22 protein-coding genes are annotated in these 24,270 nt (G+C 72.7%); 12 read left to right on the top strand and 10 right to left on the bottom strand.

Going from position 1 to position 24,270, the window contains the following annotated elements:
- The first annotated feature begins 66 nt into the window (after nucleotides 1-66).
- The 3 genes from KBX37_RS15495 to KBX37_RS15485 all read left to right on the top strand — a co-directional run bounded on the left by KBX37_RS15495 (nucleotide 67) and on the right by KBX37_RS15485 (nucleotide 3,667).
- Nucleotides 67-2,310: a hypothetical protein gene (locus KBX37_RS15495; RefSeq protein WP_210776656.1), complete on the top strand. Its 2,244-nt coding sequence runs from the start codon at nucleotides 67-69 to the stop codon at nucleotides 2,308-2,310.
- Between the two features lie 101 nt (nucleotides 2,311-2,411).
- Nucleotides 2,412-2,735: a hypothetical protein gene (locus tag KBX37_RS15490; protein WP_210776655.1), complete on the top strand. Its 324-nt coding sequence runs from the start codon at nucleotides 2,412-2,414 to the stop codon at nucleotides 2,733-2,735.
- Nucleotides 2,736-2,860: 125 nt separating this feature from the next.
- On the top strand, nucleotides 2,861-3,667 hold the full coding sequence (locus KBX37_RS15485) for a hypothetical protein (RefSeq protein ID WP_210776654.1): 807 nt from the start codon (nucleotides 2,861-2,863) through the stop codon (nucleotides 3,665-3,667).
- 39 nt (nucleotides 3,668-3,706) lie between these two features.
- Here the strand turns inward: KBX37_RS15485 and KBX37_RS15480 are convergent, their stop codons facing one another.
- On the bottom strand, nucleotides 3,707-6,985 hold the full coding sequence (locus KBX37_RS15480) for an NACHT domain-containing protein (protein ID WP_210776653.1): 3,279 nt from the start codon (nucleotides 6,983-6,985) through the stop codon (nucleotides 3,707-3,709).
- Nucleotides 6,986-7,234: 249 nt separating this feature from the next.
- Here KBX37_RS15480 and KBX37_RS15475 point away from each other — a divergent pair, with 249 nt between their 5' ends.
- The 4 genes from KBX37_RS15475 to KBX37_RS15460 all read left to right on the top strand — a co-directional run bounded on the left by KBX37_RS15475 (nucleotide 7,235) and on the right by KBX37_RS15460 (nucleotide 11,155).
- Nucleotides 7,235-8,548 (top strand): AAA domain-containing protein, encoded by a 1,314-nt coding sequence (locus KBX37_RS15475; RefSeq protein WP_210776652.1) that lies wholly within the window; start codon nucleotides 7,235-7,237, stop codon nucleotides 8,546-8,548.
- A 240-nt stretch (nucleotides 8,549-8,788) separates the two neighbouring features.
- Nucleotides 8,789-9,946, top strand: coding sequence for a serine hydrolase (locus KBX37_RS15470; RefSeq protein ID WP_210776651.1), 1,158 nt, complete (start codon nucleotides 8,789-8,791; stop codon nucleotides 9,944-9,946).
- A gap of 162 nt (nucleotides 9,947-10,108) precedes the next feature.
- Nucleotides 10,109-10,504 carry a GIY-YIG nuclease family protein gene (locus KBX37_RS15465; RefSeq protein ID WP_210776650.1) on the top strand — a complete coding sequence of 132 codons (396 nt, stop codon included), beginning with the start codon at nucleotides 10,109-10,111 and terminating at the stop codon, nucleotides 10,502-10,504.
- A 150-nt stretch (nucleotides 10,505-10,654) separates the two neighbouring features.
- On the top strand, nucleotides 10,655-11,155 hold the full coding sequence (locus KBX37_RS15460; RefSeq protein ID WP_210776649.1) for a GNAT family N-acetyltransferase: 501 nt from the start codon (nucleotides 10,655-10,657) through the stop codon (nucleotides 11,153-11,155).
- A 9-nt stretch (nucleotides 11,156-11,164) separates the two neighbouring features.
- Here KBX37_RS15460 and KBX37_RS15455 read toward each other — a convergent pair whose 3' ends face one another.
- Both KBX37_RS15455 and KBX37_RS15450 read right to left on the bottom strand, forming a co-directional pair.
- A complete protein-coding gene (locus tag KBX37_RS15455) occupies nucleotides 11,165-12,151 on the bottom strand; it encodes an aldo/keto reductase (protein WP_210776648.1) in 987 nt (328 codons plus the stop codon).
- Between the two features lie 63 nt (nucleotides 12,152-12,214).
- Nucleotides 12,215-12,964 carry an SDR family oxidoreductase gene (locus KBX37_RS15450; RefSeq protein ID WP_210776647.1) on the bottom strand — a complete coding sequence of 250 codons (750 nt, stop codon included), beginning with the start codon at nucleotides 12,962-12,964 and terminating at the stop codon, nucleotides 12,215-12,217.
- A 102-nt stretch (nucleotides 12,965-13,066) separates the two neighbouring features.
- Between KBX37_RS15450 and KBX37_RS15445 the strand changes: the two genes are divergently transcribed.
- A complete protein-coding gene (locus KBX37_RS15445) occupies nucleotides 13,067-13,894 on the top strand; it encodes a helix-turn-helix transcriptional regulator (protein WP_210776646.1) in 828 nt (275 codons plus the stop codon).
- Nucleotides 13,895-13,897: 3 nt separating this feature from the next.
- On the opposite strand, the gene KBX37_RS15440 is transcribed toward KBX37_RS15445, so the two are convergent.
- Nucleotides 13,898-15,433: an NAD(P)/FAD-dependent oxidoreductase gene (locus tag KBX37_RS15440; RefSeq protein ID WP_210776645.1), complete on the bottom strand. Its 1,536-nt coding sequence runs from the start codon at nucleotides 15,431-15,433 to the stop codon at nucleotides 13,898-13,900.
- A 224-nt stretch (nucleotides 15,434-15,657) separates the two neighbouring features.
- Here KBX37_RS15440 and KBX37_RS15435 point away from each other — a divergent pair, with 224 nt between their 5' ends.
- Nucleotides 15,658-16,911 (top strand): hypothetical protein, encoded by a 1,254-nt coding sequence (locus tag KBX37_RS15435; RefSeq protein ID WP_247658123.1) that lies wholly within the window; start codon nucleotides 15,658-15,660, stop codon nucleotides 16,909-16,911.
- 9 nt (nucleotides 16,912-16,920) lie between these two features.
- Here KBX37_RS15435 and KBX37_RS15430 read toward each other — a convergent pair whose 3' ends face one another.
- The 3 genes from KBX37_RS15430 to KBX37_RS15420 all read right to left on the bottom strand — a co-directional run bounded on the left by KBX37_RS15430 (nucleotide 16,921) and on the right by KBX37_RS15420 (nucleotide 19,671).
- Nucleotides 16,921-17,613 (bottom strand): hypothetical protein, encoded by a 693-nt coding sequence (locus KBX37_RS15430; RefSeq protein ID WP_210776644.1) that lies wholly within the window; start codon nucleotides 17,611-17,613, stop codon nucleotides 16,921-16,923.
- A gap of 94 nt (nucleotides 17,614-17,707) precedes the next feature.
- Nucleotides 17,708-18,559, bottom strand: a complete 852-nt coding sequence (locus tag KBX37_RS15425; RefSeq protein WP_210776643.1) for an aldo/keto reductase — start codon at nucleotides 18,557-18,559, stop codon at nucleotides 17,708-17,710.
- Nucleotides 18,560-18,711: 152 nt separating this feature from the next.
- Nucleotides 18,712-19,671 carry a LysR family transcriptional regulator gene (locus tag KBX37_RS15420; RefSeq protein WP_210776642.1) on the bottom strand — a complete coding sequence of 320 codons (960 nt, stop codon included), beginning with the start codon at nucleotides 19,669-19,671 and terminating at the stop codon, nucleotides 18,712-18,714.
- Between the two features lie 38 nt (nucleotides 19,672-19,709).
- On the opposite strand from KBX37_RS15420, the gene KBX37_RS15415 reads away from it, so the two are divergent.
- Together KBX37_RS15415 and KBX37_RS15410 are read left to right on the top strand one after the other, a co-directional pair.
- Entirely contained in the window at nucleotides 19,710-20,597 is an 888-nt protein-coding gene (locus KBX37_RS15415; protein WP_210776641.1) for a serine hydrolase, read from the top strand.
- A 154-nt stretch (nucleotides 20,598-20,751) separates the two neighbouring features.
- Nucleotides 20,752-21,720 (top strand): MBL fold metallo-hydrolase, encoded by a 969-nt coding sequence (locus KBX37_RS15410; protein WP_210776640.1) that lies wholly within the window; start codon nucleotides 20,752-20,754, stop codon nucleotides 21,718-21,720.
- Between the two features lie 59 nt (nucleotides 21,721-21,779).
- On the opposite strand, the gene KBX37_RS15405 is transcribed toward KBX37_RS15410, so the two are convergent.
- From KBX37_RS15405 to KBX37_RS15395, 3 genes are all read right to left on the bottom strand, one after another.
- Nucleotides 21,780-22,007 carry a TM2 domain-containing protein gene (locus KBX37_RS15405; protein ID WP_307849083.1) on the bottom strand — a complete coding sequence of 76 codons (228 nt, stop codon included), beginning with the start codon at nucleotides 22,005-22,007 and terminating at the stop codon, nucleotides 21,780-21,782.
- 133 nt (nucleotides 22,008-22,140) lie between these two features.
- Nucleotides 22,141-22,680, bottom strand: coding sequence for a DUF1697 domain-containing protein (locus tag KBX37_RS15400; protein WP_210776639.1), 540 nt, complete (start codon nucleotides 22,678-22,680; stop codon nucleotides 22,141-22,143).
- Nucleotides 22,677-23,405: a dienelactone hydrolase family protein gene (locus KBX37_RS15395; RefSeq protein ID WP_210776638.1), complete on the bottom strand. Its 729-nt coding sequence runs from the start codon at nucleotides 23,403-23,405 to the stop codon at nucleotides 22,677-22,679. The genes KBX37_RS15400 and KBX37_RS15395 overlap by 4 nt, the downstream gene beginning before the upstream one ends.
- A gap of 203 nt (nucleotides 23,406-23,608) precedes the next feature.
- Here KBX37_RS15395 and KBX37_RS15390 point away from each other — a divergent pair.
- On the top strand, nucleotides 23,609-24,270 hold a 662-nt coding region (locus KBX37_RS15390), incomplete at its 3' end, for a hypothetical protein (RefSeq protein WP_374103754.1).

Here is a 24,270-nt window from a genome sequence, read left to right as displayed (position 1 = left end):
ACGACAGAGACAACTACGCAGCGTGACAGAATCGCTACGTTCTCCTCGTCGAAGGGTTGAGTAGGCATGACCATCACCGAACCGAACGCCGGCGTGCCGGTTCTCGGGCTCGACGGCGGCATCGACACGGAACCGCACGCCCTGGCGGAGGTCCAGGCAGGCGGATACGCGTTCGAGTCGGCCGGGTTCGCGCCGGGAATGGATCCGAGCGCACCGATGTCCGGGGCGGCGACGATGGAGACGACGGCGGCGTATGTGGCCACCGCGGAGCCGGCCGCGCGGGACGGGGGGAGGGCGGCACCGCGGGCCGCACCGCCTGCGGCCCCACCGGCACCGGTACCGGGGGTCTTCGCCACCCGCCTGGGCACGGTGAGCGGCCGCTACCGGTCGCCCGCGATCGGCTTCCAGCTTGAGCTGCGGGTGGATGTCGACGGCAGCCGACCGCTGGGCCGGCTGAGCGGGGACTACCACTCGGTGGTCGGCGGGACGACCACCTACTACGGTTCGTGGACCGTGGACGCGGTGACAGTCACGCGGTCCCCAACGAAGATCGTCATTGTGGGTACCGCCCGTACCACCTGGTTGAGCACCTTCACGGTCGCCACCGTCACTGTGGGTCGCCGGTCGCCGTCCCAGCCGTCCGCGCCGGCCACCATCACGTGGTCCACGCCGAGCGGCGCCCAGGGCGCCACCTACGTGTGCGCCTTCGCGTCGTCTGCCTACCGCACGGTGGAACTCGAGCAGGACTTCGAACAGGGTGTCACCCCGTTCAACTCGTACGACACGTCGTCGCTGCCCAGCGGCGGCCCGGGCCGGTTGCTCACCGTCGGTGCGGCATACCGGGAAGCCGGCATCCAGATGCTCGACACCGGGGCGGGGAACGTCGTACCGACGCCCGCCGGCGGGGTGTGGACGGATGACAGCCTGCACCACGCGATGGAGGCCCACTTTTCGCGCTGGGCCGACCGGCCGCAGTTCAAGGCGTGGCTGCTGCACGCGAATGCGCACGAGTTCGGCCCGGACCTGCGCGGCATAATGTTCGACCGGAAGGGACCGCAACGGCAGGGGTGTGCCAGTTTCTACCAGAGCATCTCGTCCGGGTCGGCGGTGGATCTGCGCAACCAGCTGTACGTCAACGTCCACGAGTTGGGCCACTGCTTCAACCTGTTCCATTCCTTCCACAAGTCGCACATGACCCCGCCCATGCCCAACCGCTTGGACGCACTGTCCTGGATGAACTACCCCCGCAACTATGAGCCCGGTAGCGGGGCGCCAGGCGGCGAGGCGGCGTTCTGGGAGGCGTTCCCGTTTCAGTTCGACGATCTTGAGCTGGCGCACCTGCGGCACGGGTTCCGCGACGCCATCGTCATGGGCGGGAACCCGTTCGGCACCGACGCCGCGCTGAAAGTAGCCGACGCGTTCTCCGACCCGGTGTCGGACCGCAGCGGGCTGAGGCTGCGCATCTCGACTTCCCCCGAGCGGCCGATCCTGGGCACGCCGGTCGTGCTGACCATTGAGCTCGCCGTCGATCGGCAGCAGTTCGTGCACCGGCCCGAGCAGCTCCACCCGAAGTACGGCTTCGTCGAGGTCGTGATCGGCCGGCCGCGCGGCGACGTGGTCGTGCACCGCCCGCCGGTCCGCCACTGCGCGGTGCCCGACCTTGTACCCGGCGGGCGAGAGCAGGTCTACCCGGTCAGCGCCTACATCGGATACGACGCGGTGGTGGGGCAGATCTTCGAGGACGTGGGGACTTACCGGATCCGCGTCTCCTACGTCGCCCCAGAGGGCACAATCGTGCTGTCCAACATCGCCAAGGTGCGGATCGGCGGGCCCCACGACGACCGGGACGAGCGGGTGGCCGACCTGATGCTCAAGGACCAGACCGGCATGGTGCTCACCCTGCTCGGCAGCGACTCGGGCTACCTGCGCGAGGGCACCGAGGCCCTGCGGACGATCCAGACCGAGTACGCCGACCACTCGAACGCCGTCTACGCGCGACTCGCCCTCGGGATGAGTGCGGCACGCCTGTTCACGGGCGTACGGCCCGACGGGTCGGTGGGCATCCGCAACCGGAACCTCCAGGAGGCCGATACGTTGCTGCGCGAGGCGGTTGACGCCTCCCGCGGCACCGAGGGCCTCGACGACCTCACGGTGTTCCAAGCCCTGGCCTACCTGGCCAACCAGCACGCCGCGGAGGACGACCAGTTCGGTGCCCGGTCGCTGCGCCAGGAAGCTCTCGGGCTGGCGCGTGAGAAGAACGCCCCCGCCGCCGTGCTGGAGTCGATCCAGACCGAGACGCCCGGCGCGTGATGGGGCTCTCGGCCGTCACGGGGGGAGGATGGAAGACGCCCCCACCCGGCTTCCCCATGCCCGCGGCGGGACGGCCGGCGGATGAAAGTGGGGTGTCACCCATGACGGCCTCGATGAATGGGCCGAGCGAGGTGGAGATCGAGCTCGGCGAGGGATTTGCCGACGACGATGTCACGGTTCTCGTCGACGGGCAGGAGCTCTGGCGGCAGGACAACGTCTCGACAAACTGGTCGGTGGGCATCGCCGCCGTCGTGCGGGTAACCGCGCCGGCCTCCGGCTCGCCCACCGTCGAGGTCCGGGCACGCGGTGCGGCAGCGGTCCTCCGCGTGGATGCCAGCGGCGGCGGTCGAGTACGGCTACGAGCCAACCTCGATCCGCACGGCGATCTCCACCTCGGGCCCGCTACCGGTGGGCCAGTCTTCTGACCGGCGCGGTTCAGGCGGGCGGCGGCGAGACATCTGGGCAGGGGCCCCAGCAGGACTCTGCCGATCCGACCATCAGCACCCGCGGGGGCGCGGTGTGCGTTCCCGCATCCCGAAAGGAGACCTAGGTGTACGAGGGCACCTGCGTTGGTGGGCCGCTGGACGGCCACACCATCACCGTCCGCTGCCCCGATGGGGTGCTGGTGGCTGACCGGCCCACCGGCCGGGCGTGGCTCTACGACCGTCGCGAGGGCGAGTTCCACGCACGCGATCAGCAAGCCCGCCAGCTCGACCCCGACCGCGCCGTCACCACGGCGCTGAGCGAGGGTTGGGACGTGATGGCCCTGCCGGACGCGGGGATGGCGGATGGGGCGGGCAACCCGGACCCGCTGCGGATCACCGACGCGATCTGGCGGTTCTGGCTCGGCTCCAAGGCCCTCGAGCCCAGCGTCCTGTTCGGGGGCGTCTACGCGGTCAAACCCGGCTACCACTCCTACCGCGACAGGCTGCCCAGCACCGACTACTCCACCGGCCGCGACGTGGCTGCCGACAAGCGGGGTCCGGGCGACAAGGCCAGCGCGATCGACCTGACCATGTCGACCGCCGCCATGATGAAGTACACCAAGCGCCTCGACGACGCCGCACGCGCCCGTGATCCGCGCCTCTACACCCCCGATGGGCCGGTGTTGCGCGAATTCATTGGCACGAAGGACGGGAGCGTCGTGTACTGCTACGTCCTCATGGGCGGCTGTCCGCTGGGCGTCGGTGCCGATGCCGGCCCCGACCCGGGCCGGCACATCAGCCATCTCTGGCACCTGCACCTGTCGATCATCCGCGCCTTCTGCACGGATGCCGATGCCCTTGCCGGGGTGTTGTCGGTGCTCTCGGGCCAGCCCGTCGACGGCTGCGATCGCGCTACTGCGGAGGATGGCTGACCGTCGACCGGTCGTGGCCGGCCTGCCCGCCGCTTCTGGTCACTTCCGCCAGGCGGGGGCCATCCGCTCGGACATCTCCCGCCAGAACGTGCGCAAATCGTTCCGGTTGACCGCCTGCCAGTCCGCCCGCCCCGGGGACCGCAGCCAGTGCCCGACGAGGTCGATCTGGTGGGCGCAGAAGGCCTCGTCCATCTGGTACGGCAACTCGTCGCCCTTCGGCGGCAGCGGGCACAGCCGGAACGGGCAGTCGTCGATGCAGGTGGCGCCCGGTTGGACGTCGTGGGCCTGGCGGCGGCTCAGGGTGACCCGCATGGCGCTGCGGTCGATGGTGAGGCACGGGGGCAGCTCGGCGCGGCTGGCCCGGCTGAGCCGGCGCGCGCGCTGGTCGTTGTCCCGTCCCCGGTCGGCGAGGTTGAGCAGCAGCATCACGTCGGCCAGCAGCCGTTGGGCCCGCGGTTCCAGGACGGCCCAGCCGTGCCAGGGCGGCAGCCAGGAGGCCTGGACCCGGCGGATGCCCGGGTGGGGGCTGACCGACCCGATGCGTCCGACGATCTCCCGCTCGTCCAGCCAGCAGTGCCGCTCGGGATGGCGGTCGATGAGTGCCTCGACGCACAGGTCCGCGACCTCCAGGACGAGCGGGTGGGCGGTACCGCTGCCGGCCTGCGGGGCGGGGTTTCCACCCCCGGCGATGGAGGTCCAGAAGCTGACCAGACCGCGCGGGTCCGAGCCGTGACCCCGCTCGCGCAGCGTCTCACCGGGATCGCGGGGGAGGGCGAGGAGGGTGAGCGCCTGGATGAGCACCAGGTGGGAGTACCAGAAACGGGAGTGCCGCAGTGCCTTCTCGGCTTCCTCGATCAGCATGCTGCGGTGCGCCGGGTAGGTCCGGCAGTTGGCCGCCGTCCGGAACCCCTGCGCCAGCGTGATTTCGTAGACGCGGGCCCCCTCGCGGAAGTCGGTGGCCAAGCGGTCGACCCAGCGCCGCAGGGTCTCTCGGGCCACGCCCTGCCAGTCCGGCTCTCCGGGGGCGTGTGCGACGTCGGCGAAGAGGAACAGCGACGGCGCCATCCAGGTCCGCAGCTCCTCCAGGCGCTCCCGGCCCTGCGTGTTGGCCGCCTGCGGTGGCTGGTCGAGGAGGTCGCGCAGCGCGCGGACGGCCGCGTTGCCGCCGCTGGCGATCTGGCGGGCCGCGGTCAGTCGGGGCAGGTACGACGTCTCGTACGCCATCATCTGGAACAGCTGCCGGTACTGCGGGGTGGGTCGCTGTCCCCGCAGCTCGGCGGGTTCCGGGGGTCGGTCCCGCAGTTGCCGCGCGGCGTCGCCGTACCGGTGCACCAGAGCGATCTTGGCGTCCTCGAGGGGGCGGTCGGTGACGGAGCCGTCCCCCTGGTACTGCGGCCAGGCCTGGCGGATGGCGTCGGCCAGTTTCTGGTGGGTCGTGTGCCCGCTGGCGGCGTCCATCTCGAGCGCGGCGGCGAACATCTCCAGGGCCCGGGTGCGGTTGGGCGTCCGGGTCGCGGCGTCGCAGAGCCGGTGTACGAGAGCGATCGACCGGGTCCGGGTGGCCTTCGCGTCCCGGGCAGCCACGGACAGTCCCACCGTCTGCCGGACGGCGTCGCCGAGGCGGAGCAGGGTGCCGCGCCGCACCGGTGGCTTCCGCCGCCCGTCCAGCCGTTCGAACGCGCCCGCGCTGCGGCTGTAAAGCGTGAGGGCGGAGAGCAGCTCCCGTCCGGGGCCGTGGTTGCGGGTGAAGGCCTGCTTCAGGAAGTCGTCGTCGCGCAGGGCGGCGGTGAGGTAGCGGGAGCCGAGGTAGGCCTGGATCACCCCGTTCTGGAAACGGACCCCGTCCTGCCGCTTCACCACGATGTTCAGCGCGTCCCCGGTGGTCTCGGCGAGTCCGAGGTCCTGCGGGTTGTCGGCGCTGAGCTTGCGCAGCCGGGCCCGGAGCTCGGCCAGGATCCACTGGCGGCCGGCGGCCTTCGCGCCGTTGCCGCCGGTGAGTTCGCTGGTACGGACCGACAGCCGGTTGTCGCGCATCCCGATGCAGGCGAGCGCGGAGAGCACCTCGATCGCGTCGGCCCGTTCGGTCTGCGGCATGCCGTAGTCCTCGTACAGGTCCCCGGCGACGACGGCGGCCCACCACTCCTCCAGCAGACACCAGCGCAGCGCCGATCTGCCCTGGTCCGTCGGCCCGACCCGATCCAGGCGGTCCACCTCGTGGAGCTGGCTGATGACCCGCAGGTAGAACGGTGAGTCGGGGACGTCGGCAGCCTTGACCAGGTCGGTGATCCGGTCCCACTGGTGCCCCGGGTCCGAGCGGTGGCTGCGGGCCTGCACGTACTCCAACGCGGCGCCGATGGAGAGCGGCTCCAGTTGCAGCAGCATCGCGTCCAACCCGCGCAGCGGATCGTCGGGCCGCGACGCGACCACCAGGGGGAGCCGCTGGCGGACCGCGCCCCGGACGGCCTCCCGGAGCAGGCTGTCCCGATCAGCGGGTTGCGCGGAGTCGGCGAGGACCTCCTCCAGGCCGTCGGCGAGCACCACGATCCGGTTTTCCAGCCAGAGCCGCCGCCACACCTTGTCGGCCTCGCCGGCGGCGTGCAACTGGGTGTCGATGGTCTTCTGGAACTGTTCCAGGGCGAGCTGGTGGAAGTTCAGCTTCTCCGGGTTCGTGACGGTGCGCAGGTCGATCCCGACGGGTACGACGTCGGTGGCCATCAGCATCTCCGCGAGGCGGACCAGAGTCGCGGTCTTGCCGCTGCCGATGCCGCCCACCAGCAGCAGCGGTCGTCGGGTGGGCTCGCTCCGGAGCCGCTGGATCATCAGCTCACACAGTTCGTCCCGGCCGACGACGTAGCTGGCCCTGATGTCACGTTCGGCGGTGGGTAGCACCATCCGGAGATTGCGCAGGGCGTTGCGGTCGTACCAGCGACGGACCGGAACATACCGCCAGAACAGGAAGACCGCGAGGCCCAGCGCCAGGATCAGCGGCCCCTTGACGAAGCCCTCCACCTGCCCGCAGTAGTACGACCGGGGCGGTTGCGCCGCGCACCACTTCGACATCGGCAGGAAAGCGGGCTCGGTGTTGAGGACCGTCAGGACCAGGGAGAAGAGGGTCCACACCACGAGCACCCCGGCGGTGCCGATGATCGCCCACCGCAGCCCGCGGTGGTGCCGCCAGCTCATCCTGTGGTCGGGCCGCTCGCTCCTTCGGCGGCGGCTCCGCTCGGCCTGGCGTTCCTGTCGGGTACGCCACCTGCGCCGGCGCTGGCGTAACCACAGCTTGGCCGCCCAGACCGGACCACGTCTCGGCCCGCGCATGGACACCCCCATGATCGACATGGCCGGCTACCGGGCGGAGGTGCCGTACCTACTCGCCTACGCCCACGCTAGTGCCCGCTCCTGCAGGTCAGTGCCCGCTTCCGGCATTCTCACGGCGGGGCGGCGGCAACGGGCGGGGTCAGCCGCCGTGGAGCCCCGGACGGCGCCGTGCCGAGAACAGGAGCGGGCGTGAGGTAGCCGGCGGATTGCCGGTAGGGTCCCGGAGACCCTTGTCGGGAGGTGTGGTCGATGCTTGCTGGGCTGGAGGTGCCGCCCGCCGTCGAAGCGGAGCGCGTGATCATCGCCGTGCTGGCCGACCTGCGCTCCGGCGCCCACCGCGGCGTGGTCGTCGACTCCCCGCCGGGCGCCGGCAAGTCCACCCTCGTCGTCCGCGCCGCCGTCGACCTCGCCGCCGCCGGCGAGCCGCTGATCATCATCGCCCAGACCAACGAACAGGTCGACGACCTCATCGACCGCCTCGCCCGCAAGGCCCCCGAGCTGCGCATCGGCCGCCTCTCCGCCGCCGACTACCGGCCGTCCGAGCGGGTGAAGGAGCACGAAACGGTCCGGGTGGCCGCCAAGGTCGCCGACCTCGGCGGGCCAGCCGTCATCATCGGTACGGCCGCGAAGTGGGCCACGGTCACCGAGGGCTCCTGGCCGTGGGCGATCGTCGACGAGGCGTACCAGATGCGGTCGGACGCCCTGCTGCGCGTGGCCCGCCGGTTCGAGCGGGCGCTGTTCGTGGGCGATCCGGGCCAGCTCGACCCGTTCTCCACCGTCGACATCGCGCGCTGGACCGGCCTGACCTGGGACCCGATGCAGTCGGCGGTGGCGGTGCTGCTGCGGCACAACCCCGACCTGCCCGTCCACCGTCTGCCCGTGTCGTGGCGGCTGCCGGCGTCCGCGGCGCCGGTGGTCGCGGCGGCCTTCTATCCGTTCACCGGCTTCCGCGCCGGCACCGGCGCGGGCGACCGGGCGCTGTCGCTCACCGAATCCGGACCGGGCGATGCGCTCGACGCGGCGGTCGAGTTGGCCGCCACCACCGGGTGGGCGCTGCACGAACTGCCGGCCCGGCACACCCTGCGCACCGACGCGGAGGCGGCCTCGGCGTGCGCCGCGCTGGCGCTGCGCGTGTTGCAACGCGGCGCGGTCGCCGTCTCCGAGCACGCGCCGGCCGGCGCGCCGGTCACCGCGGACCGGATCGCCGTCGGGGCCGCGCACCGCGACCAGGTCGCGGCCATCCGCGCCCACCTCGGCGAGGCCGGGGCGGGCGTCACCGTCGACACCGCCAACCGGCTCCAGGGCCGCGAGTACGACGTGACGATCGTGCTGCACCCGCTGTCGGGGCGGCGGGACGCCACGGCCTTCCACCTGGAGTCGGGGCGGCTCTGCGTGCTGGCGTCCCGGCACCGGCACGCCTGCATCGTGGTGGCCCGGGCCGGCATCGGGCAGCTGCTGGACGCCCATCCGTCAACCGAGTCGGTGCACCTCGACGTGCCGGTCAAGTTCCCCGACGGCTGGGTGGCGAACCAGACCATGCTCACGCACCTGGGCGCAACGTAGCCGGATCCAGCGCCCCGGCCCGTTCCTGGAACTCCTCGGTCCGGACGGGTGACACCGGCACCGCCGCCGCCGACGGGACGGCGAGCTACATATCGTACGGAAATGACGAAGATGCGATCCGGGCACTCGTCTTCGCCGTCACGGGAGGGGGCTGTTCGCGTACCACCGAAAAGGCGGCGATGGACGGCGGTCGGGGCCGCCGCGTTGCTCGCGCTGGTCGGCACGTCGGGGTCGACCCCCGTGGACGGCAGCGGGCCGGCGCCCGCGTGGGGGCCGGTGCGGGCGCCGGGCAGCGCTGCGGCGTGGCTGGCCTTCCCCAGCGGGGTCTTCTCGGTCGACACGGCCGGCCGCACCGTCCGCTACCGGGCCTGTGACGGCGACACCGGCCGGATCGCCGACCCGAGGATGCGGGTCGCCGGCGGCACGGCGAGCGGCCTGGTCACCGCCGCAGGCAGGACCTACACCTACCGGGTGCCGCTGGTCGGCCGCACCCGGGGCTTTGTCGAAGTGGTCCGCCCACGTCAGCAACCCCACCGGCTGGTCGGCGAGGTGGTCACCGATCCGCAGCCGCCCACCGACCCCGCCGCCGGCCGCCGGCTGTCCCCGCTGACCGGGCAGCTCGCCCGGGTCGTGGCCGCCGCGACCGACAACCGGGCCGGCGTCACGGTGCGCGACCTTTCGGGCCGGTACGGCAACCAGCAGATCGCGGTCAACGGCACGTTCCGGCCGAAGGCGGCCAGCGTGATCAAGCTGTGGATCCTGGTCGAGCTGCTGCGCCGGGTCGACTGCGGGCAGCTGTCGCTCGATCGGGGGGTGCGGGTCACCCGCGCCGACGTGGTCGGCGGCGCGGGCAAGCTGAAGTCCGAGCCGATCCCGCAGGTGGTGACCACTCATCGGCTGGCCGAATACATGATCGAGTACAGCGACAACACCGCCGCCAACGTGCTGATCGACCAGCTCGGCGGGTTCGCGCCCGTCAACGCCCTGATCGACTCGATGAACCAGCGCGACACCGTCCTGGCCCACAAGCTCTTCGACGGCGGCGCCGACCCCGGCAAGGAGAACTACACCAGCCCGGACGACATCATCTCGCTGCTCGGCGCGGTCTGGGACGCCCGGATCCTCATCGAGTCGTCCCGTGACCTGATGATCGGCTTCATGCGCAACCAGACCCGGAACTCCAAGATCCCCGCCGCCCTGCCGCCCGGTACCCCCCTCGCGCACAAGACCGGCGACGATACCGACGCCTCCCACGACGTCGGCTACTGCCTCACCCCGGGCGCGGAGACAGCCGTCGCGTTCCTCACCACCGGCCCGTTCCGCAGCGGCAGCGAGACGGTTCGACAACTCGCCCGTACCGTCTCCGACCACGTCACCCCGGGGTGCGGCTCGGGGTGAGATTACCCGCGTGTGGACCTCGTGTTCTGCCGGATCGCCCGCTGGCTGGTCCGGCTCGCCTGCACGAAGACGTGGCGGCCCGATGCATGAAGAGACCTGCGGCGTCTCCGCGAACTTTCGCCGAGGCTGCCGACCGTGGCCCCGCCTCGGTACCGTCCGGGGATGACCGAGATCACCCACGAGGACCTGCTGACGGGCTTCACCGTTTCCCGCCCGTACACGATGGATGTTGTCGCGGACGCGCCCCGCGCCGCCGGCGTGCACGTGGTGGTCGCCGGCGACACGGTCATCTATGTGGGGCAGACCTCGAATCTGAAGGACCGGCTGCGCCAGCACCTGACCGGCAGCCGCGCTTCCTCCGTGCTGCACGACCAGGTCGGCCAGCTGCTCGACCGGTCCGGGCCGGTGGCGTCGGCCGCCGACATCGCGAGCTGGCTCGGCCGGTGCATCGTCCGCTGGCGGGAAAGCGACCACCCAGAGGCCGACGAGGACGCCCTGGTGGCGGCGCTGAAGCCGCGCTTCAACCGGCAGGTCCCCCGGCAGCGCCCCACCCCCTGAACCGATCGTCGCGCTGAATCGTTTGCGACATCAGCTCCACAGCGACCGCACCACGCACCGCCGGCCGGCCGCGCACGTCAGCCGGCTCGTGACGCCGGACCGTCGGTGGGGGTTGCTTCAATGAGCGCCCACAACGGACGGGGGAGACGGATGACCGAGGTGCGCATCGCGCGGTGGGACGAGGACGACCTGGATCTGCTGCGTCGCCTCAACGCGCCGGAGGTCCGGCATCACACCGGCGGCCCGGAGACCGACGAGCAGGTGCTCGCCCGGCACGAGCGGTACCTGCAGGGGCCCGGTCCCCGCAGCGGCTCGATGTTCACCGTGGTGCTGCCCGACGGGGTGAAGGTCGGCAGTGTCGGCTACTGGGAACGCGTCTGGCACGACGAGCCCGTCTACGAGATGGGCTGGGCGATCCTCCCCGAGCACCAGGGGCGGGGCCTGGCCACCGCCGCCGTACGCGCCGTGGTGGCCGAGGCCCGCGCCCACGGCCGGCACCGGTGGGCGCACGCGTACCCGTCGGTGGACCACCCGGCCTCGAACGCGGTCTGCCGCAAGGCCGGGTTCACCCTGCTGGGCGAGACCGAGTTCGAGTACCCGCCCGGGCGCCTGATGCGCTCCAACGACTGGCGCCTCGACCTGAAGGCCTGACGGAGCCCGTCAGCGCGCGGCCTCCAGTCGTTCCCGCTGCGCGGCGGTCAGCTCCAGCTCCACCGCTTCGAGGCTCTCGTCGAGCTGGGCCACCGACGAGGCGCCGACCAGCGGGATCGACGGCGTCTCGCCGCCCATCAGCCAGGCCAGCACCACCTGGTTGACCGTCGCGCCCGTCTCGGCGGCCACCTCCCGCAGCGCGGCCAGCCGGCCGGGCGCGCTCGGCAGGTCGTACTCCGGGCCCAGCGGCTTGCCCGGCCGCGTGTAGCCGCCCTTCACCAGTGGCGAGTACGCGACCAGCGTCAGCGCCGGCTCCGCCCGCAGGTAGCTGGCCAGGTCGCCGCCGACCGAGCCGGGGTCGCCGTCCGGGTCCAGCTCGCTGGGCAGGTCGGTACGCCGCTGGAGGTAGGTGTGGTGGTACTGGAGCACCTCGTACCCGGGCAGGCCGGCGGCGGCGGCCAGCGAGCGGGCCCGCTCCACCCGCCACGCCCGGTGGTTGCTCGCCCCCAGCAGCCCGACGGCGCCCTCGGCGACCAGCTCGCCGAAGGTCGCCACCGTCTCCTCCAGCGGCGTCGTGCGGTCCTCGATGTGCGCGTACAGCAGGTCCAGCTTCGCCATGCCGAGCCGTTCCCGGCTGCGCTCCGCCGACTCCCGGATCACCTTGGCCGACAGCCCCTCGGCGTTGTCGGTGTAGCTGGTGCCGGGGGCGAGCGGACGCGCCCCCAGCTTGGTGGCGACGACGATCTCGTCCCCGACGCCCCGGCTGCGCCGCCAGCGGCCGAGCAGCTCCTCGCTCTCGCCGCCCTGCCCGCCGTTCATCCAGAACGCGTAGTTGTCCGAGGTGTCGACGAAGGTGCCACCGGCCTCGACGTACCGGTCGAGGATGGCGTACGAGGTGGCTTCGTCGGTGGCGGTGCCGAAGAGCATCGCGCCGAGGCTGAGCACGCTCACCTCGCGCCGCGTCCGCGGGTCCGTGCCGATCGTGCGGTACCGCATGAGGTCTCCCATCCGACGTGGAGCCTCCACCCTGGACGTTCGAGCGCACTCGAAGTCAAGGGCTCACCAGGGCAGCACCCCGTACGAGTCGTCGGCGGCGAGGTGCCCCCAGAGCCGGCCGCTCGGCCCGCCCGCCGGCAGCGTCGCCAGATGCACGCTCACCTCGGCCCCCTGCTCCGGCGTGCGGTAGCCGGAGGAGCCGTTGAGGTCGGTCGCGCAGTAGCCCGGGTTCGCGGCGTTGACCAGGATCGGGGTGTCCCGCAGCTCCTTGGCGTACATGGCGGTGACCATGTTCAGCGCCGTCTTCGACGACGGGTAGGGCACCGAGGTCAGCGGCCAGAGGAAGCTCTCCGGGTCGGTCATCGCGGTGATCGAGCCGACCTCGCTGGAGACGTTGACGATTCGCGCGGCGGGGGCGCGGCGCAGCAGCGGCAGGAACGCGTTCGTCACCGTCACCACCGCGAAGACGTTCGTCTCGAACACCTCGCGCAGGGTGGCGAGGGTGGTCTCGCTGGGCAGCGCCGACCCGTCCGCCCGGGCGATCCCGGCGTTGTTCACCAGCACGTCCAGCCGGCCGTACGCCTCCTCGACGTGCCGCGCGGCGGCGGCGACCGACGCCGGGTCGGTCACCTCCAGCGGCACCGGGTGGGCGTCCGCGCCGCCGGCGCGCAGCGCCGCCACCGCCTCCCGGCCGCGCCCGGCGTCCCGCGCGCCGACCAGCACTGTCATCCCGCGAGCGGCGAGCTCCCGTGCCGTGGCGTACCCGATTCCCTTGTTGGCCCCGGTGATCAGGGCGATGTTCGTCGTGGTCATGGCGTCGAGCCTGCCGGCGGGCCGCGCCGGCCGGGAGAGACCGGCCGGGACTGGGACCGGCGGTACCACCCTCGGCGTCCGCGCGTGCGGCAGGCTGGGGGCATGACCGCACCCGGGTTGCGCCGCGACGAACTGGCCACCTTCCTGCGCACCCGTCGGGCCCGGTTGCGCCCCGCCGACGTCGGCCTCCCCGACGGGGTACGCCGCCGCACGCCGGGCCTGCGCCGCCAGGAGGTCGCCCAGCTCGCCGGGCTGTCCGTCGACTACTACGTGCGGCTGGAGCAGGGCCGGGGGCCGCACCCGTCCCGGCAGGTGCTCGCCGCGCTGGCCCGGGCCCTGGTGCTCAGCCGCGACGAGCGGGAGTACCTGTTCCGGGTGGCCGGCCAGAGCCCGCCGCCGGTGCCCGGGCCGAGCCGGGAGGTCACCGCCGGGCTGCGCCACCTGATCGACGCGATGACCGAGACCCCGGCGTACGTGGTGGACGCCAAGTACGACGTGCTGGCCGTGAACCGGCTGGCCGCGCACTTCGTCGGGGACCTGTCGGCGGGGGAGCGCAACATGATCCGCTGGATGTTCCGCCAGCCCGCCCCGCGTCCGGACGACCCGGAGATGCTGCGCTTCGTGCGTGACTCGGTGGCGGACCTGCGCGCCGCCTACGGGCGCTATCCCGGCGACCGGGGCCTGGCCGAGCTGGTCACCGAGCTGCTCGGCGTCTCGGCCCGGTTCGCCGCGCTCTGGGCCGAGCACGACGTCGCCGAGCGTCGTCCGGTGGTGAAGCGGGTGACGCACGCCGAGCTGGGGCCGCTGGAGTTCGAGTGCCGGGTGCTGCTGGTGCCGGAGACCGACCAGCGGCTGATCGTCTACACCGCCGCGCCCGGCTCGCCCACCCGGGAGGTGTTCCGCCGGCTCGCCGACCGGGTGGACAGCTGACGGTCAGTTCACCCCGGTCGGTCGACGCTCCGCCGCGCGGTCGGCGGTCGTCGTGGCGACGGTGCGTGCCGGCACGGTCGGCGCGTCCCGGCCGGTGCCCCGCCGCCCGTCGCCGCCCTTGTCGGTGCTCTGCTCGTGGTAGTCCTGCTCGACGTTGACCGTCCAGACGTCGTGGCCGGCGCCGTGCACGATGTTCTCGGCGGTCAGCATGGCGGTCAGCATGGAGTGGTCCTGGTTGTTGTAGCGGTGCATCCCGTTACGCCCGACGGGGTGCACGTTGGGCAGCTCCCGCGCCAGCCACGCCCGGATGGTGTCGACGTTGTGCTGGTAGCGGTCGTCGTACACCGGGTAGGCCTTCGGCATCCGCACCACGTACCCGCTCTCCACCGCGCCGGGCCGCACCAGGCCGAGCTGCTCCAGCTCGGCGGTGGCCCGCGCGACGAGTTCGGCGTCGGAGGTCCGCCAGGTCTCGTCGTCCTCGAACACGAAGTACTCCAGCCCCAGGCAGGTGCGGCCGTCCTTGACCAGGTACGGCGACCAGGAGCCGAAGTTCTGGATCCGGCCCACGTTCACCGCCGGGTCGTGCACGTAGATCCAGTTGTCTGGGAAGGAGAACTCCTCCGGCACCACCAGCGCCACGGTCAGGAAGTCCCGGTAGCGCAGGTCGGCGGCGCATTCGAGCACCTCGGGCGGGGCGGCCGGGCGCACCGCCGCCACCAGTTCGGAGATCGGCATGGACGAGATGACGTGGTCGACGGGGATCCGGCGTTCCCCGCCCGGCCCGTCGACGGTGACCGCCACCGCCCGCCTGCCCTCGTGGTGCACGGCCTTCACCCAGGTGCCGGTGCTGACCTCGCCGCCGCGCTTGCGGACCTCCTCCGTGCAGCGCTCCCACATCATGCCGGGGCCGAACTTCGGGTACTGGAACTCCTCGATCAGGCTGGTCACGTCCTTGCGGTTGCGGCGGGGCAGCAGCGCGTTGAGCACCGCGCGGGCCAGCGACAGGTTCTTGATCCGCTGGGCGGCCCAGTCGGCCTGCAACTGGTCGGCCGGCATCCCCCAGACCTTCTCCGTGTAGGTCTTGAAGAAGATCGAGTAGAGCCGCCAGCCGAAGCGCGCCGACACCCAGCCCTCGAAGTGCGACTGGTCCTTCGGCGGGCGCAGCCGCGCCCGGGCGTACGAGCCCATGCAGCGGGCCGCCTCCCGGACCCCGAGGTTGCGCAGGGCGTTGCCGGCGTTGAGCGGGTAGTCGTAGAGCGCACCCCGGTAGAAGATGCGGCTCATCCGGGGCCGGAGCAGGAACTCCTCGTCGGGCAGGATCTCGTGCCAGAACTCCTCGACCCGGCCCACCTTGGTGAAGAACCGGTGCCCGCCGATGTCGAAGCGCCAGCCGTCCCGCTCGACGGTGCGACTGATCCCGCCGACCACCTCGTCGGCCTCGAACACCCGTACCGTCGCGCCGTGCCTGAGCAGCTCGTACGCGGCGGTCAGGCCCGCCGGGCCCGCGCCGATGACCACCGTGCCGTGACGCTCGTCCATCCTCACGCCGCTCCCTGCCCTCGGGTCCGTCGGACAGGCGCGGTTACCCGTTCTCTGCGCTGTCTCACATCCGCCGGCCCGGAACTCCTGATCATGCCGCTCGGCGCCGGGCGGTGGGGGGGCGCGGAGGTGTCAGCCGGCGTAGGCGGGGGATGCCCGGCCGGCAGGTTCGCGGCCGCCGTGGGTGGGTCGCGGGTCGGACCGACTCCGTGAGGAAGCGCCAGATGACCGACGGGCCGCGGGACACCGCAGCGGACGGCCGCGCGCCCGCGACCGGTCTCCCCGGGCGCTGGGACCGCGTGCTCGGCCACGCCGGCGACCTCGTCGTCCGGGTGCCCCAGCGCTGGCGGTACGTGCTCGCCGTGTTCGTCGGCGCGAAGGTCGTCCTCAGCCTGGTCGGGGTGATCGCCCTGAGCGCCTGGGAGGGGGCGCCCGCCGCGCCCCCGGCGGACGAGATCAACACACGCCTCGACCAGACGGAGATCTCGCCGCACCGCTGGATCTCGATGTGGTTCGCCTGGGACGCGTTGATCTACGACGGCCTGAGCCGGCAGCCGCTCAGCGGCGAGTGGAAGGGGGGCTTCGGCTTTCCCCTGCTCTACCCGTTCCTGGCCCGGGCGGTGGCGGTCCCGCTCGGCGGCGACACCGCCATGGCGCTGCTGCTGATCAGCAACGTCGCGTTCCTGCTGCTGCTCTACTACGCCCTGCGGCTGGGCGAGACGCTGCTCGGCGACGACGCCGCGGCACGGCGGTTCACCCGCTACCTGGTGCTGCTGCCCACCGCGTTCCTGTTCCAGGCGGCGCTGACCGAGTCGCTGTTCCTCTGCCTGGCGCTGGCCACCTTCCACTACGCCGAGCGGGGGCGGTGGGTGACGGTGGGCGTGGTGGGCTACTTCCTCGGGCTCAGCCGCTCGGTGGGGTTCCTGGTGGCCGTCCCGCTCGCCCTGGTCCTGCTCCGCCAGCACCGCTACCGGCTCGACCCGCGCAGCCTCTGGACGTACGTCCGCACCGGCTGGCCGGTGCTGCTGATCCCCGCCGGCTGGCTCACCTTCATGGCGTTCTGCCGGTGGAAGGGCGGGGACTGGTTCGCCTACAAGCACGCCCAGGAGAAGGGCTGGGGCATCGAGGTGCAGAATCCGCTGCCGGTGATCTGGAACGGTCTCACCGGCGACACCCGGGACGCCGTCCGGGTCTGGTTCGCCGTCGCCGTGCTGGTGATCGTGATCGCCGGCTTCCGCCGGCTCGGGCTGCCCTACCTCGTCTACGCGGTCCTGATGGTGCTCGCGCCGCTGTCGATGGGGCCACCGGTGTACAAGAGCCTGCTGCGCTACCTGATCGCCGCGTTCCCGGTCGGCCTGGTCCTGGCCAGGTGGGCCCGCAACACCACGGCCGACGCCTGGTTGAGCGCCGCGCTCGCCCTGGTGCAGGGCGCGCTGTTCGTGGTGTGGCTCGCCTACTGGACCCACTTCATCATCTGAGATCCCGGGCTACGTCGCGTCCCGGAACGGCCCGATGGCCTCCCGGTGCAGCCTGGTCAGCAGCTTCGCGCACTTTTCCAGGTCACCGGCCTCGGCGGCGTTGAGTTCCATCACGTAACTGCCCCGCGACACCAGCGCGGTGCAGAGGTAGGAGGTGTCGTCGTTGACCAGCCGCTCGCACCACGAGACGGTGTCGGCGTCCGCCGGCACCAGCGGCGCCTTGGGGCGTACCACGGTGGTGGTGGTGACGCCGTCCGGCTCCTGGTAGGTGCGGCACTTGGCCAGCGCCGAGCGGAGCTCGCCGGTCAGCTTGCGCCCCGGCACGGTGCGGTAGCCGACGACGTACTGCCGGATCCAGACCTGCTCGCCCTTCCACTGCCGCTCCCGGTGCGCGGTCCGCTTGCGGTCCGACGGGAGGTTGTCGCGGCACGGGTGGGCCAGCTTGAACCCCTCGGCGGTCTCCGAGGTGACGTCCGCGATGGCCGGGTGGAAGTCGGTCAGCTCCACCAGCGCGGCCTTGACCTGACCGCGCACCTCGGCGGTCGACGTCGGGGTGGGCCGGGGCGGTGGCGGCGGGGTCGGTGCGGCGGAGACCGGCGCCGACCAGCGTGCCTGCGGCGCGCCCTCGGCGGGGCCGCACGCCGCTGCGCCGAGGGCGACCAGCATCGACAACAGGAGTGCGGGGGTACGGCGGTGCGACATCGCGCGGACGCGGTCCTCTCGTACAACGTAAGAAGGGCCCCCGGTTCGGGGCCCCTTCTTACGTGCGCCGTGCCGGCCCGCCGCGTTACACCCGTCAGCTCGGCAGGTAGTCGAACTCGTCCGGGTTGGGACCCTGCCGGCCGGACTCGCCCCGGTCCAGCCCGCTGATCCGCTCCATCGCCGCGTCGTCCAGCGCGAAGTCGAAGATCTGGAAGTTCTCCGCGATCCGGCCCGGAGTCGTCGACTTCGGGAAGACGATGTCGCCGCGCTGCACGTGCCAGCGCAGCACCACCTGGGCCGGGGTGCGGCCGACCTCCTCGGCGACGTCGACCACGGTCGGGTCGTCGAGCACCTTGCCCTGGGCGATCGGCGACCACGCCTGGGTGATGATGTTGTGCCGCCGGTCGTACGCGCGCACCTCCTCGTTGCCGAAGTACGGGTGCACCTCGATCTGGTTGACCGCGGGCACCACGTCCGCCTCGGCGGCGAGCCGCTCCAGGTGCGGCACCTGGAAGTTCGACACGCCGATCGAGGTGGCCCGGCCGTCGCGCTGGAACTCCTCCAGCACCTTCCAGGTGGAGACGAAGTCGCCGTCGTACAGGGTGGGCAGCGGCCAGTGGATCAGGAACAGGTCGATGTGGTCCATCTTCAGCGCGGACAGCGTCGACTCGAACGCCCGGCGGGCGTCGTCCGGGCGGTGGAAGGCGTTGTTGAGCTTGCTGGTCACGAAGACCTCGCCGCGGTCCAGGCCGGACATGCGGACCGCCTCGCCGACCTCGGCCTCGTTGCCGTACATCTCGGCGGTGTCGATGTGCCGGTAGCCGATCTCCAGCGCCCGGCCCACGGCCTCGACGGTGTCCTTCGGCTCGATCTGGAAGACCCCGAAGCCGAGCTGCGGGATCATGTTGCCGTCGTTGAGGGGGATGTCGGGAATCGTGTTCGCCATCCGGCTATCTCTCCCATCGTCAGGGGCACCCGGCCGGGCGCCGGAAGCGCTTCCACGGCGTCCGCCGCAGTGGTGCCATCCGCCTGTCCTACCCGGTCGGGCCGCTCCCTCACTCCGCCCGTCCGGGTGATCTGCGACAAGCCCACCACTGTTCAGTCGGCCGTGGCGTCGAACAGCACCGGCCAGGGCCGGGCCGACGGCGTCACCGCGGCCGGCGGCGCGGGCTCGACAGTGGCCAGCACCTCGGCCGCGAACTGGCCGAACATCGGTGCCGCGGGGTGCGGCGCGCGGTCCGGCCAGGCCGCCGCGGTCCGCTTCACCAGCGGTCGCCCGGCCAGCGGTCGCCAGGCGATCCGGGGTTCCCGGCGGGCCAGCGACTCCGGCTCCAGCGCCACCGCGCCGCCGGCCAGCAGCAGACCGAAGACGAACTCCGGATTACGGGCCGGCCGCACCCGGCCCGGCGTGAAGCCGTGCCGGCGGCAGACGTCCAGCACGTGGTCGTACCAGCCGGGGGCGGTGGACCGGGGCGCGGCGACGAGGTCCAGCCCGGCCAGGTCGGCCAGCGCCATCTCGCGGGGCCGGGCCAGCGGCGAGGCCCGGGGCAGCAGCACCCCCACCGGTACGGTCACCGGCGGGCCGAAGCGCAACCCGGCCGGTTCCTCCGGATACTGCAGCAGCCCGGCGTCCAGCCGCCGCTCGGCGAGCATCCGCACCTGCTCGGCGCTGGTCAGCTCGTGCAGGTCGACGTCGAGCCCCGGCGCGGCGGCGGCCAGCCGGTCCAGCAGGGCGCGCAGCGTCACCGCCGGCGTCTCCGGCGGCACCCCGGCCCGGAACACGCCCAGCGCGCCGTCGCGGACCTGACGCATCAGGTGGCGTACCCGAAGCTCGCCGGCCAGCAGCTCCTCGGCCTCGCCGAGCAGCAGCTGCCCGGCGGTGGTCAGCCGCACCTGTCGCCGGGACCGGTCGAACAGCTCCACCGCCAGCTCGCGTTCCAGGCGCTGGATCGACTGGCTCAGCGGCGGCTGCGCCATGCCCAGCGCCTCGGCCGCCCGGCCGAAGTGCAGCTCGCGGGCGACCACCACGAAGTGCCGCAGGTGGCGGAGCAGGTCCACGCCCGGACCCTACGGCAGCCACCGGTTACCGTGCCGGGGTGGCAGCGGAGCAGCGCGTCGAGGAGATCTTCGCCCGGGCCGGCATCACCGGCAGCCTGCACGTCGTACCCGTCGACGGTCCGGCCGGGCGGGAGGTCGCCGTGCGGGCGGACGAGCAGACCCCGATCGCCTCCGTGTTCAAGATCCTGCTGGTGCTGGAGTTCGCCCGGCAGGTCGCCGCCGGGCAGCTCGACGCGAGCGAGCGGGTGCTGGTCCGGGCCGGCGACCGGCTCGGCGGGTGGGGGGTGGCCGGCTGCGCCGACGACGTCGAGCTGTCCCTGCGCGACCTGGCGTACTTCGCGATGTCGGTCAGCGACAACACCGCCGCCGACCTGCTGCTGCGCCGGGTCGGCGCGGACGTGCTGCCGATGCTCGCCGCCGAGCTGGACCTGCCGCGTACCCGGATCCTCGGTGGACCGAGGCAGCTGGTGGAGCTGATGCTCGCGGACGTGGGCGCCCCCACCGAGGCGGACTTCGCCCGCATCTTCCCGACCCTGCCCGAGGAGCGGGTCCGGGCGATGCGGGTCTTCGACCCCGCGCACACCACGTCGAGCACGGCCCGGGAGATCACCCGGCTGCTCGGCCTGATCTGGCGGGACGAGGCGGGCCCCGCCGCGGCCTGCGCCACCGTCCGGGAGCTGATGTCGCGGCAGCTCTTCTGGACCCGGCTGGCCTCCGGCTTCCCGGCCGGGGTACGCGTCGCCGCGAAGACCGGCACCCTGCCGGGGCTGCACCTGGAAGCCGGGGTGGCCGAGTACCCGGACGGCAGCCGGTACGCGCTGGCGGTCTTCGCCCGCACCGAGCGCCTCGCCACCCGCCGGATCGACGTCGACCTGGCCATGGGGGAGGCCGCCCGGACGGCGGTGGAGGCGTCGCGGGCGGCCTGATTTTCCGCACACCGACCCGCCACTTAGGCGGCGGTGAGCTGGACCGATATCGCTGCGGATATCGCCCGCGCCGGCCTTTGATCTTGGACGTGGCGGCGGGCGCGGTGGTGGGGTGGGAACCGACCGCGCACACCGCAGACGGGGAGGATCCACCATGTCCGCACGCCCGCTAGACCGCCGCCGCTTCCTGCGCACCACCGCCGCCGGGGCCGCCGTGGTGACTGCCGGCGGACTCGCCGCCGGGACGCCGGCGCAGGCCGCGCCGACCGCCGCCGCCGGCCGCACCCGCCAGGGTGCGGTGAGCTTTCGCTGGTGGGGCACCTCCGGCTGGCGGATCGACATCGGCGACCGCACCGTCCTGGTCGACCCGTACCTGAGCCGCTACGACACCGGGCTGTTCCGCGGCGCCTTCGACCCGGCCACCCCGCTGACCGTCGACACCGCCGTCGTCGACTCCCTCGTGGACCGGGCCAGCACCGTGCTGGTCACCCACACCCACTGGGACCACTACAACGACGTGCCGCACATCGCGAGGAAGACGGGCGCCCGGGTCTTCGGCACGTTGACCGCGTACCACCTCGGGCTGGCATACGGGCTGCCGGCGAGTCAGCTCAGCCCGGTCAAGGGCGGGGAGGTGCTCGACTTCGGCGACCACACCGTCGAGGTGGTCAGCTCCCTGCACAGCCGCAACGCCGGCTGGTCCATGGCCTTCCCCGGGGTACGGGTCACCCAGCCCACCCGGCCCGCCACCATCGCCGACCTGCCGGAGGGGGACACGCTGGCGTACCAGGTGCGCGTCGACGGCGGTCCGTCGGTCTTCTTCATGGGTGCCAGCGACTTCGCCGAGCGCAACCTCACCGGGCTCGCCCCGGACGTGGCGATGGTGGCGTTGCAGTCCACCACCGCGACCGCGGACTACGTGCCCCGGCTGATGGCGGCCCTGGACCACCCGAAGGTCGTGGTGCCGGTGCACTGGGACAACTTCGAGACCCCGCTGGTCAACCCGCCGGTCGTCGGCCCCGCCGACCGGCGGCGCCTCGACGACCTGGTCGCCGCCGTCCGCCGGGCCTCGCCCCGCACCCGCGTGCTGGTGCCGGAGTACGGGACGGCGTACCACTTCTGAGCGGGGACGCGGCGGGGCCGGGATCGCGAGGATCCCGGCCCCGCCGGCGTACGCCCGAATCACTTGGCGAGCGGCTGGCCCTGCTTGTCCTTGAAGGAGCCGACCAGGATCATGATGAAGTCGATCAGGGTCCAGATCCCGAGGCCACCGAAGGTGACCAGCTGGAGGACGCCGGTGCCGACCTTGCCGACGTAGAAGCGGTGCACGCCGAGGAAGCCGACGAAGAAGCAGAGCAGCAGCGCGACGACCCAGGACTTCTGGGTGCCGACGGTAACGGGAGTGGTCACTGCGATCCTTTCTCAGGTGAGATAGCCGCGGGAGCGTATCGAGAGGCACCGACCCGAGGCAAGATCGTAAAACCGCCGACCAGCCGGACGGACGAGCAGTTCCGGGCCGATCTGGTGGCCCCGGCCGCCCCGGTCAGGGCGCGGTCAGGTCCCGCAGGGCCCGCACCGACTTCCAGTTGCGGGTCGTGGCCACCACACCGAGCTGCTTCTCCAGGTAGGCGTTGGTGAACTTCGACCGGCCGTACCCGCCGTCGGGGAAGTGCAGGTGGACCTCCCGACCGACCACGGTGAACTCGACGTTCTCGTTGCCGGGCACGGCCAGCGCCGCGACCTTCGCCTTCGTCGGGGCCGTGGCCAGGAAGGCGACCAGCAACCGGGTCGGGTCGTCCTGCCGGCCCGCGTACGGGCTGCCGTCGACCACCGCAGCCAGCTCCGCGCCGCTGCGGACCAGTACCGGCACGGTCAACCCCAGCTCGCCGGCGAGCGCCTGCTCGATGCCCTTCGCCAGCCGGGCGGCGTCGGTGGAGGTGCTGCCGAACACGACGTTGCCCGACTGGAGGTAGGTCTTCACGTCGGCGTGCCCCAGGTCGGCGACCAGGCGGCGCAGGTCGGCCATGGACAGCCGGGTGGTGCCGACGTTGACGCCGCGCAGCAGCCCCGCGTACCGGATCATGCCGGCTCCCCGGCGGTGCTCAGGTGCCGGTCGAAGAAGGCGACGATGCGGCGCCGGGCCTGGGTCGCCGACGGCTCGTGCGGCCCACCACCGACCCGGGCCACCACCTGCTGCATCCGGGGCAGCTCGCCCGGCCGGTGGTGGTTGAGGAAGCCGTGCCGCGCCGGCGGGTAGACGGTGACCTCGTGCGGGACCTCATTGGTGGTCAGCGCCGACTCCAGTCTGGCCGGGGCCGACCGGAGGCTGACGTCCTTTCCGCCGAAACTGCCGATCACCGGGCACGCCCCGGCCAGCAGCCGCTCGGCGTCCTTCGGTACCTGCCCGTAGTTGATGCTCGCGGCGGCGAACCCGTGCCCGGGCGCGAGTTGCAGGGCGAAGCCGCCGCCCATGCAGAAGCCGATGACCCCGACCCGGCCGGTGCAGTCCGGCCGTCCGGCGAGCCAGGCGCGGGTCGCGTCCAGCTCGTCGAACGCGCGGCCGGTGCCGCTGAGCAGCGCGCGGAAGGTCGCGCGCACGCAGCGGCCCCGCTTGTCCCACGAGTAGAGGTCGGGAGCCACCGCCAGGAAACCCGCGCCCGCCAGCCAGTCCGCCTGGCGGCGGACATCCGGCGTCAGGCCGAAGGCGTCGTGGACGACGACCACGCCGGGCCGCGGCCGGCCACCCTCCGGTTCGCTCAGGTACGCGGGCAGCGTCCCCTGTGCGGTCAGGATCTCCACGTCGGCCACGGAGCCTCCTCACCTGTCGACGTCCGGTACCGCCCAGCCTAGGCAGACTCTGCACTCACGTGAAGGCGCGAACCGCCCTGGCGTCGGGTCTCCTCAGAGTCGGCGGATGGCGGCGGAGCGCCCGGGAAGCGCCTTGGGCGGAGGTACGTGGCCCGGCCCGGGCGGGGACGGCGATCACGGCGGCAGGGGACTACCGTGCCAGGATGCGCGCCCTACGCCCCGTCGCCGGCCTGCTCCTCGCGGCCACCGCCGTGGTGCTCTGGGCGGTCGGCATGACCGTCCTGCAACCGCTGACCGAGCCGATCGGGCCGTGGCCGGAACGGTTGGCGGGCATCAACACCTACTGGGCGCGGGACGTCCGCTTCCTCGCCATCCTGCTGGTCGTCCTCGGGCTGGTGCTGGCCGGCGGGGGCGACCGCCGGTGGACCCACCCCGCGCTGGTGCTCGGCGCCGGGGCGGTGGTGGCGGACGTGCTGCTCGACCGGGCCGACGTCACCGGCGTCCCGGCGACCGTGCTGCTGGTGGCCGGCGGTTGGGCGGCGGTCGGCCTGCTCACCGCGTTCCTGGTCCGCCGGCACGGGCGACCCGGCCGGCCGGTCCACTGGCAGCACCGCCGCGCTTTGGCCATGGCGGCGGCCGTCGCCGCGACGCTGGTCGTGGTGGCCGGCGCGCTGCGGTCGCCCACCGACCGGGAGCCCGAGCTCACCTGGGCCTGCCTCGCCGCGGCGGCGCTGTCGCTCGCCGCGTCGTTGGGCTGCGCACTCGCCGCCGCCCCCGCGCCCGGCCGGGAGCGCCGGTGGTGGGCGCTCGGCCTCGTGCTGGCCGGCGGGGTCGGCCTGGCCGTCGGCCGGCTTCTCCCACCCGG

The organism is Micromonospora sp. U56, from assembly GCF_018070095.1.
Taxonomy (GTDB): domain Bacteria; phylum Actinomycetota; class Actinomycetes; order Mycobacteriales; family Micromonosporaceae; genus Micromonospora; species Micromonospora purpureochromogenes.
Note: the sequence above shows the minus strand (reverse complement) of the source record. Positions and strands in the feature narration are given on the sequence as shown.

Coding starts and splice junctions, on each gene's coding strand:
- KBX37_RS15435 (WP_247658123.1), top strand. CDS start 15,658: ATGACCGACGGGCCGCGGGACACCGCAGCGGACGGCCGCGCGCCCGCG.
- KBX37_RS15400 (WP_210776639.1), bottom strand. CDS start 22,680: ATGATCCGGTACGCGGGGCTGCTGCGCGGCGTCAACGTCGGCACCACC.
- KBX37_RS15445 (WP_210776646.1), top strand. CDS start 13,067: ATGACCGCACCCGGGTTGCGCCGCGACGAACTGGCCACCTTCCTGCGC.
- KBX37_RS15480 (WP_210776653.1), bottom strand. CDS start 6,985: ATGCGCGGGCCGAGACGTGGTCCGGTCTGGGCGGCCAAGCTGTGGTTA.
- KBX37_RS15475 (WP_210776652.1), top strand. CDS start 7,235: ATGCTTGCTGGGCTGGAGGTGCCGCCCGCCGTCGAAGCGGAGCGCGTG.
- KBX37_RS15490 (WP_210776655.1), top strand. CDS start 2,412: ATGACGGCCTCGATGAATGGGCCGAGCGAGGTGGAGATCGAGCTCGGC.
- KBX37_RS15455 (WP_210776648.1), bottom strand. CDS start 12,151: ATGCGGTACCGCACGATCGGCACGGACCCGCGGACGCGGCGCGAGGTG.
- KBX37_RS15495 (WP_210776656.1), top strand. CDS start 67: ATGACCATCACCGAACCGAACGCCGGCGTGCCGGTTCTCGGGCTCGAC.
- KBX37_RS15450 (WP_210776647.1), bottom strand. CDS start 12,964: ATGACCACGACGAACATCGCCCTGATCACCGGGGCCAACAAGGGAATC.
- KBX37_RS15465 (WP_210776650.1), top strand. CDS start 10,109: ATGACCGAGATCACCCACGAGGACCTGCTGACGGGCTTCACCGTTTCC.
- KBX37_RS15460 (WP_210776649.1), top strand. CDS start 10,655: ATGACCGAGGTGCGCATCGCGCGGTGGGACGAGGACGACCTGGATCTG.
- KBX37_RS15425 (WP_210776643.1), bottom strand. CDS start 18,559: ATGGCGAACACGATTCCCGACATCCCCCTCAACGACGGCAACATGATC.
- KBX37_RS15410 (WP_210776640.1), top strand. CDS start 20,752: ATGTCCGCACGCCCGCTAGACCGCCGCCGCTTCCTGCGCACCACCGCC.
- KBX37_RS15430 (WP_210776644.1), bottom strand. CDS start 17,613: ATGTCGCACCGCCGTACCCCCGCACTCCTGTTGTCGATGCTGGTCGCC.
- KBX37_RS15440 (WP_210776645.1), bottom strand. CDS start 15,433: ATGGACGAGCGTCACGGCACGGTGGTCATCGGCGCGGGCCCGGCGGGC.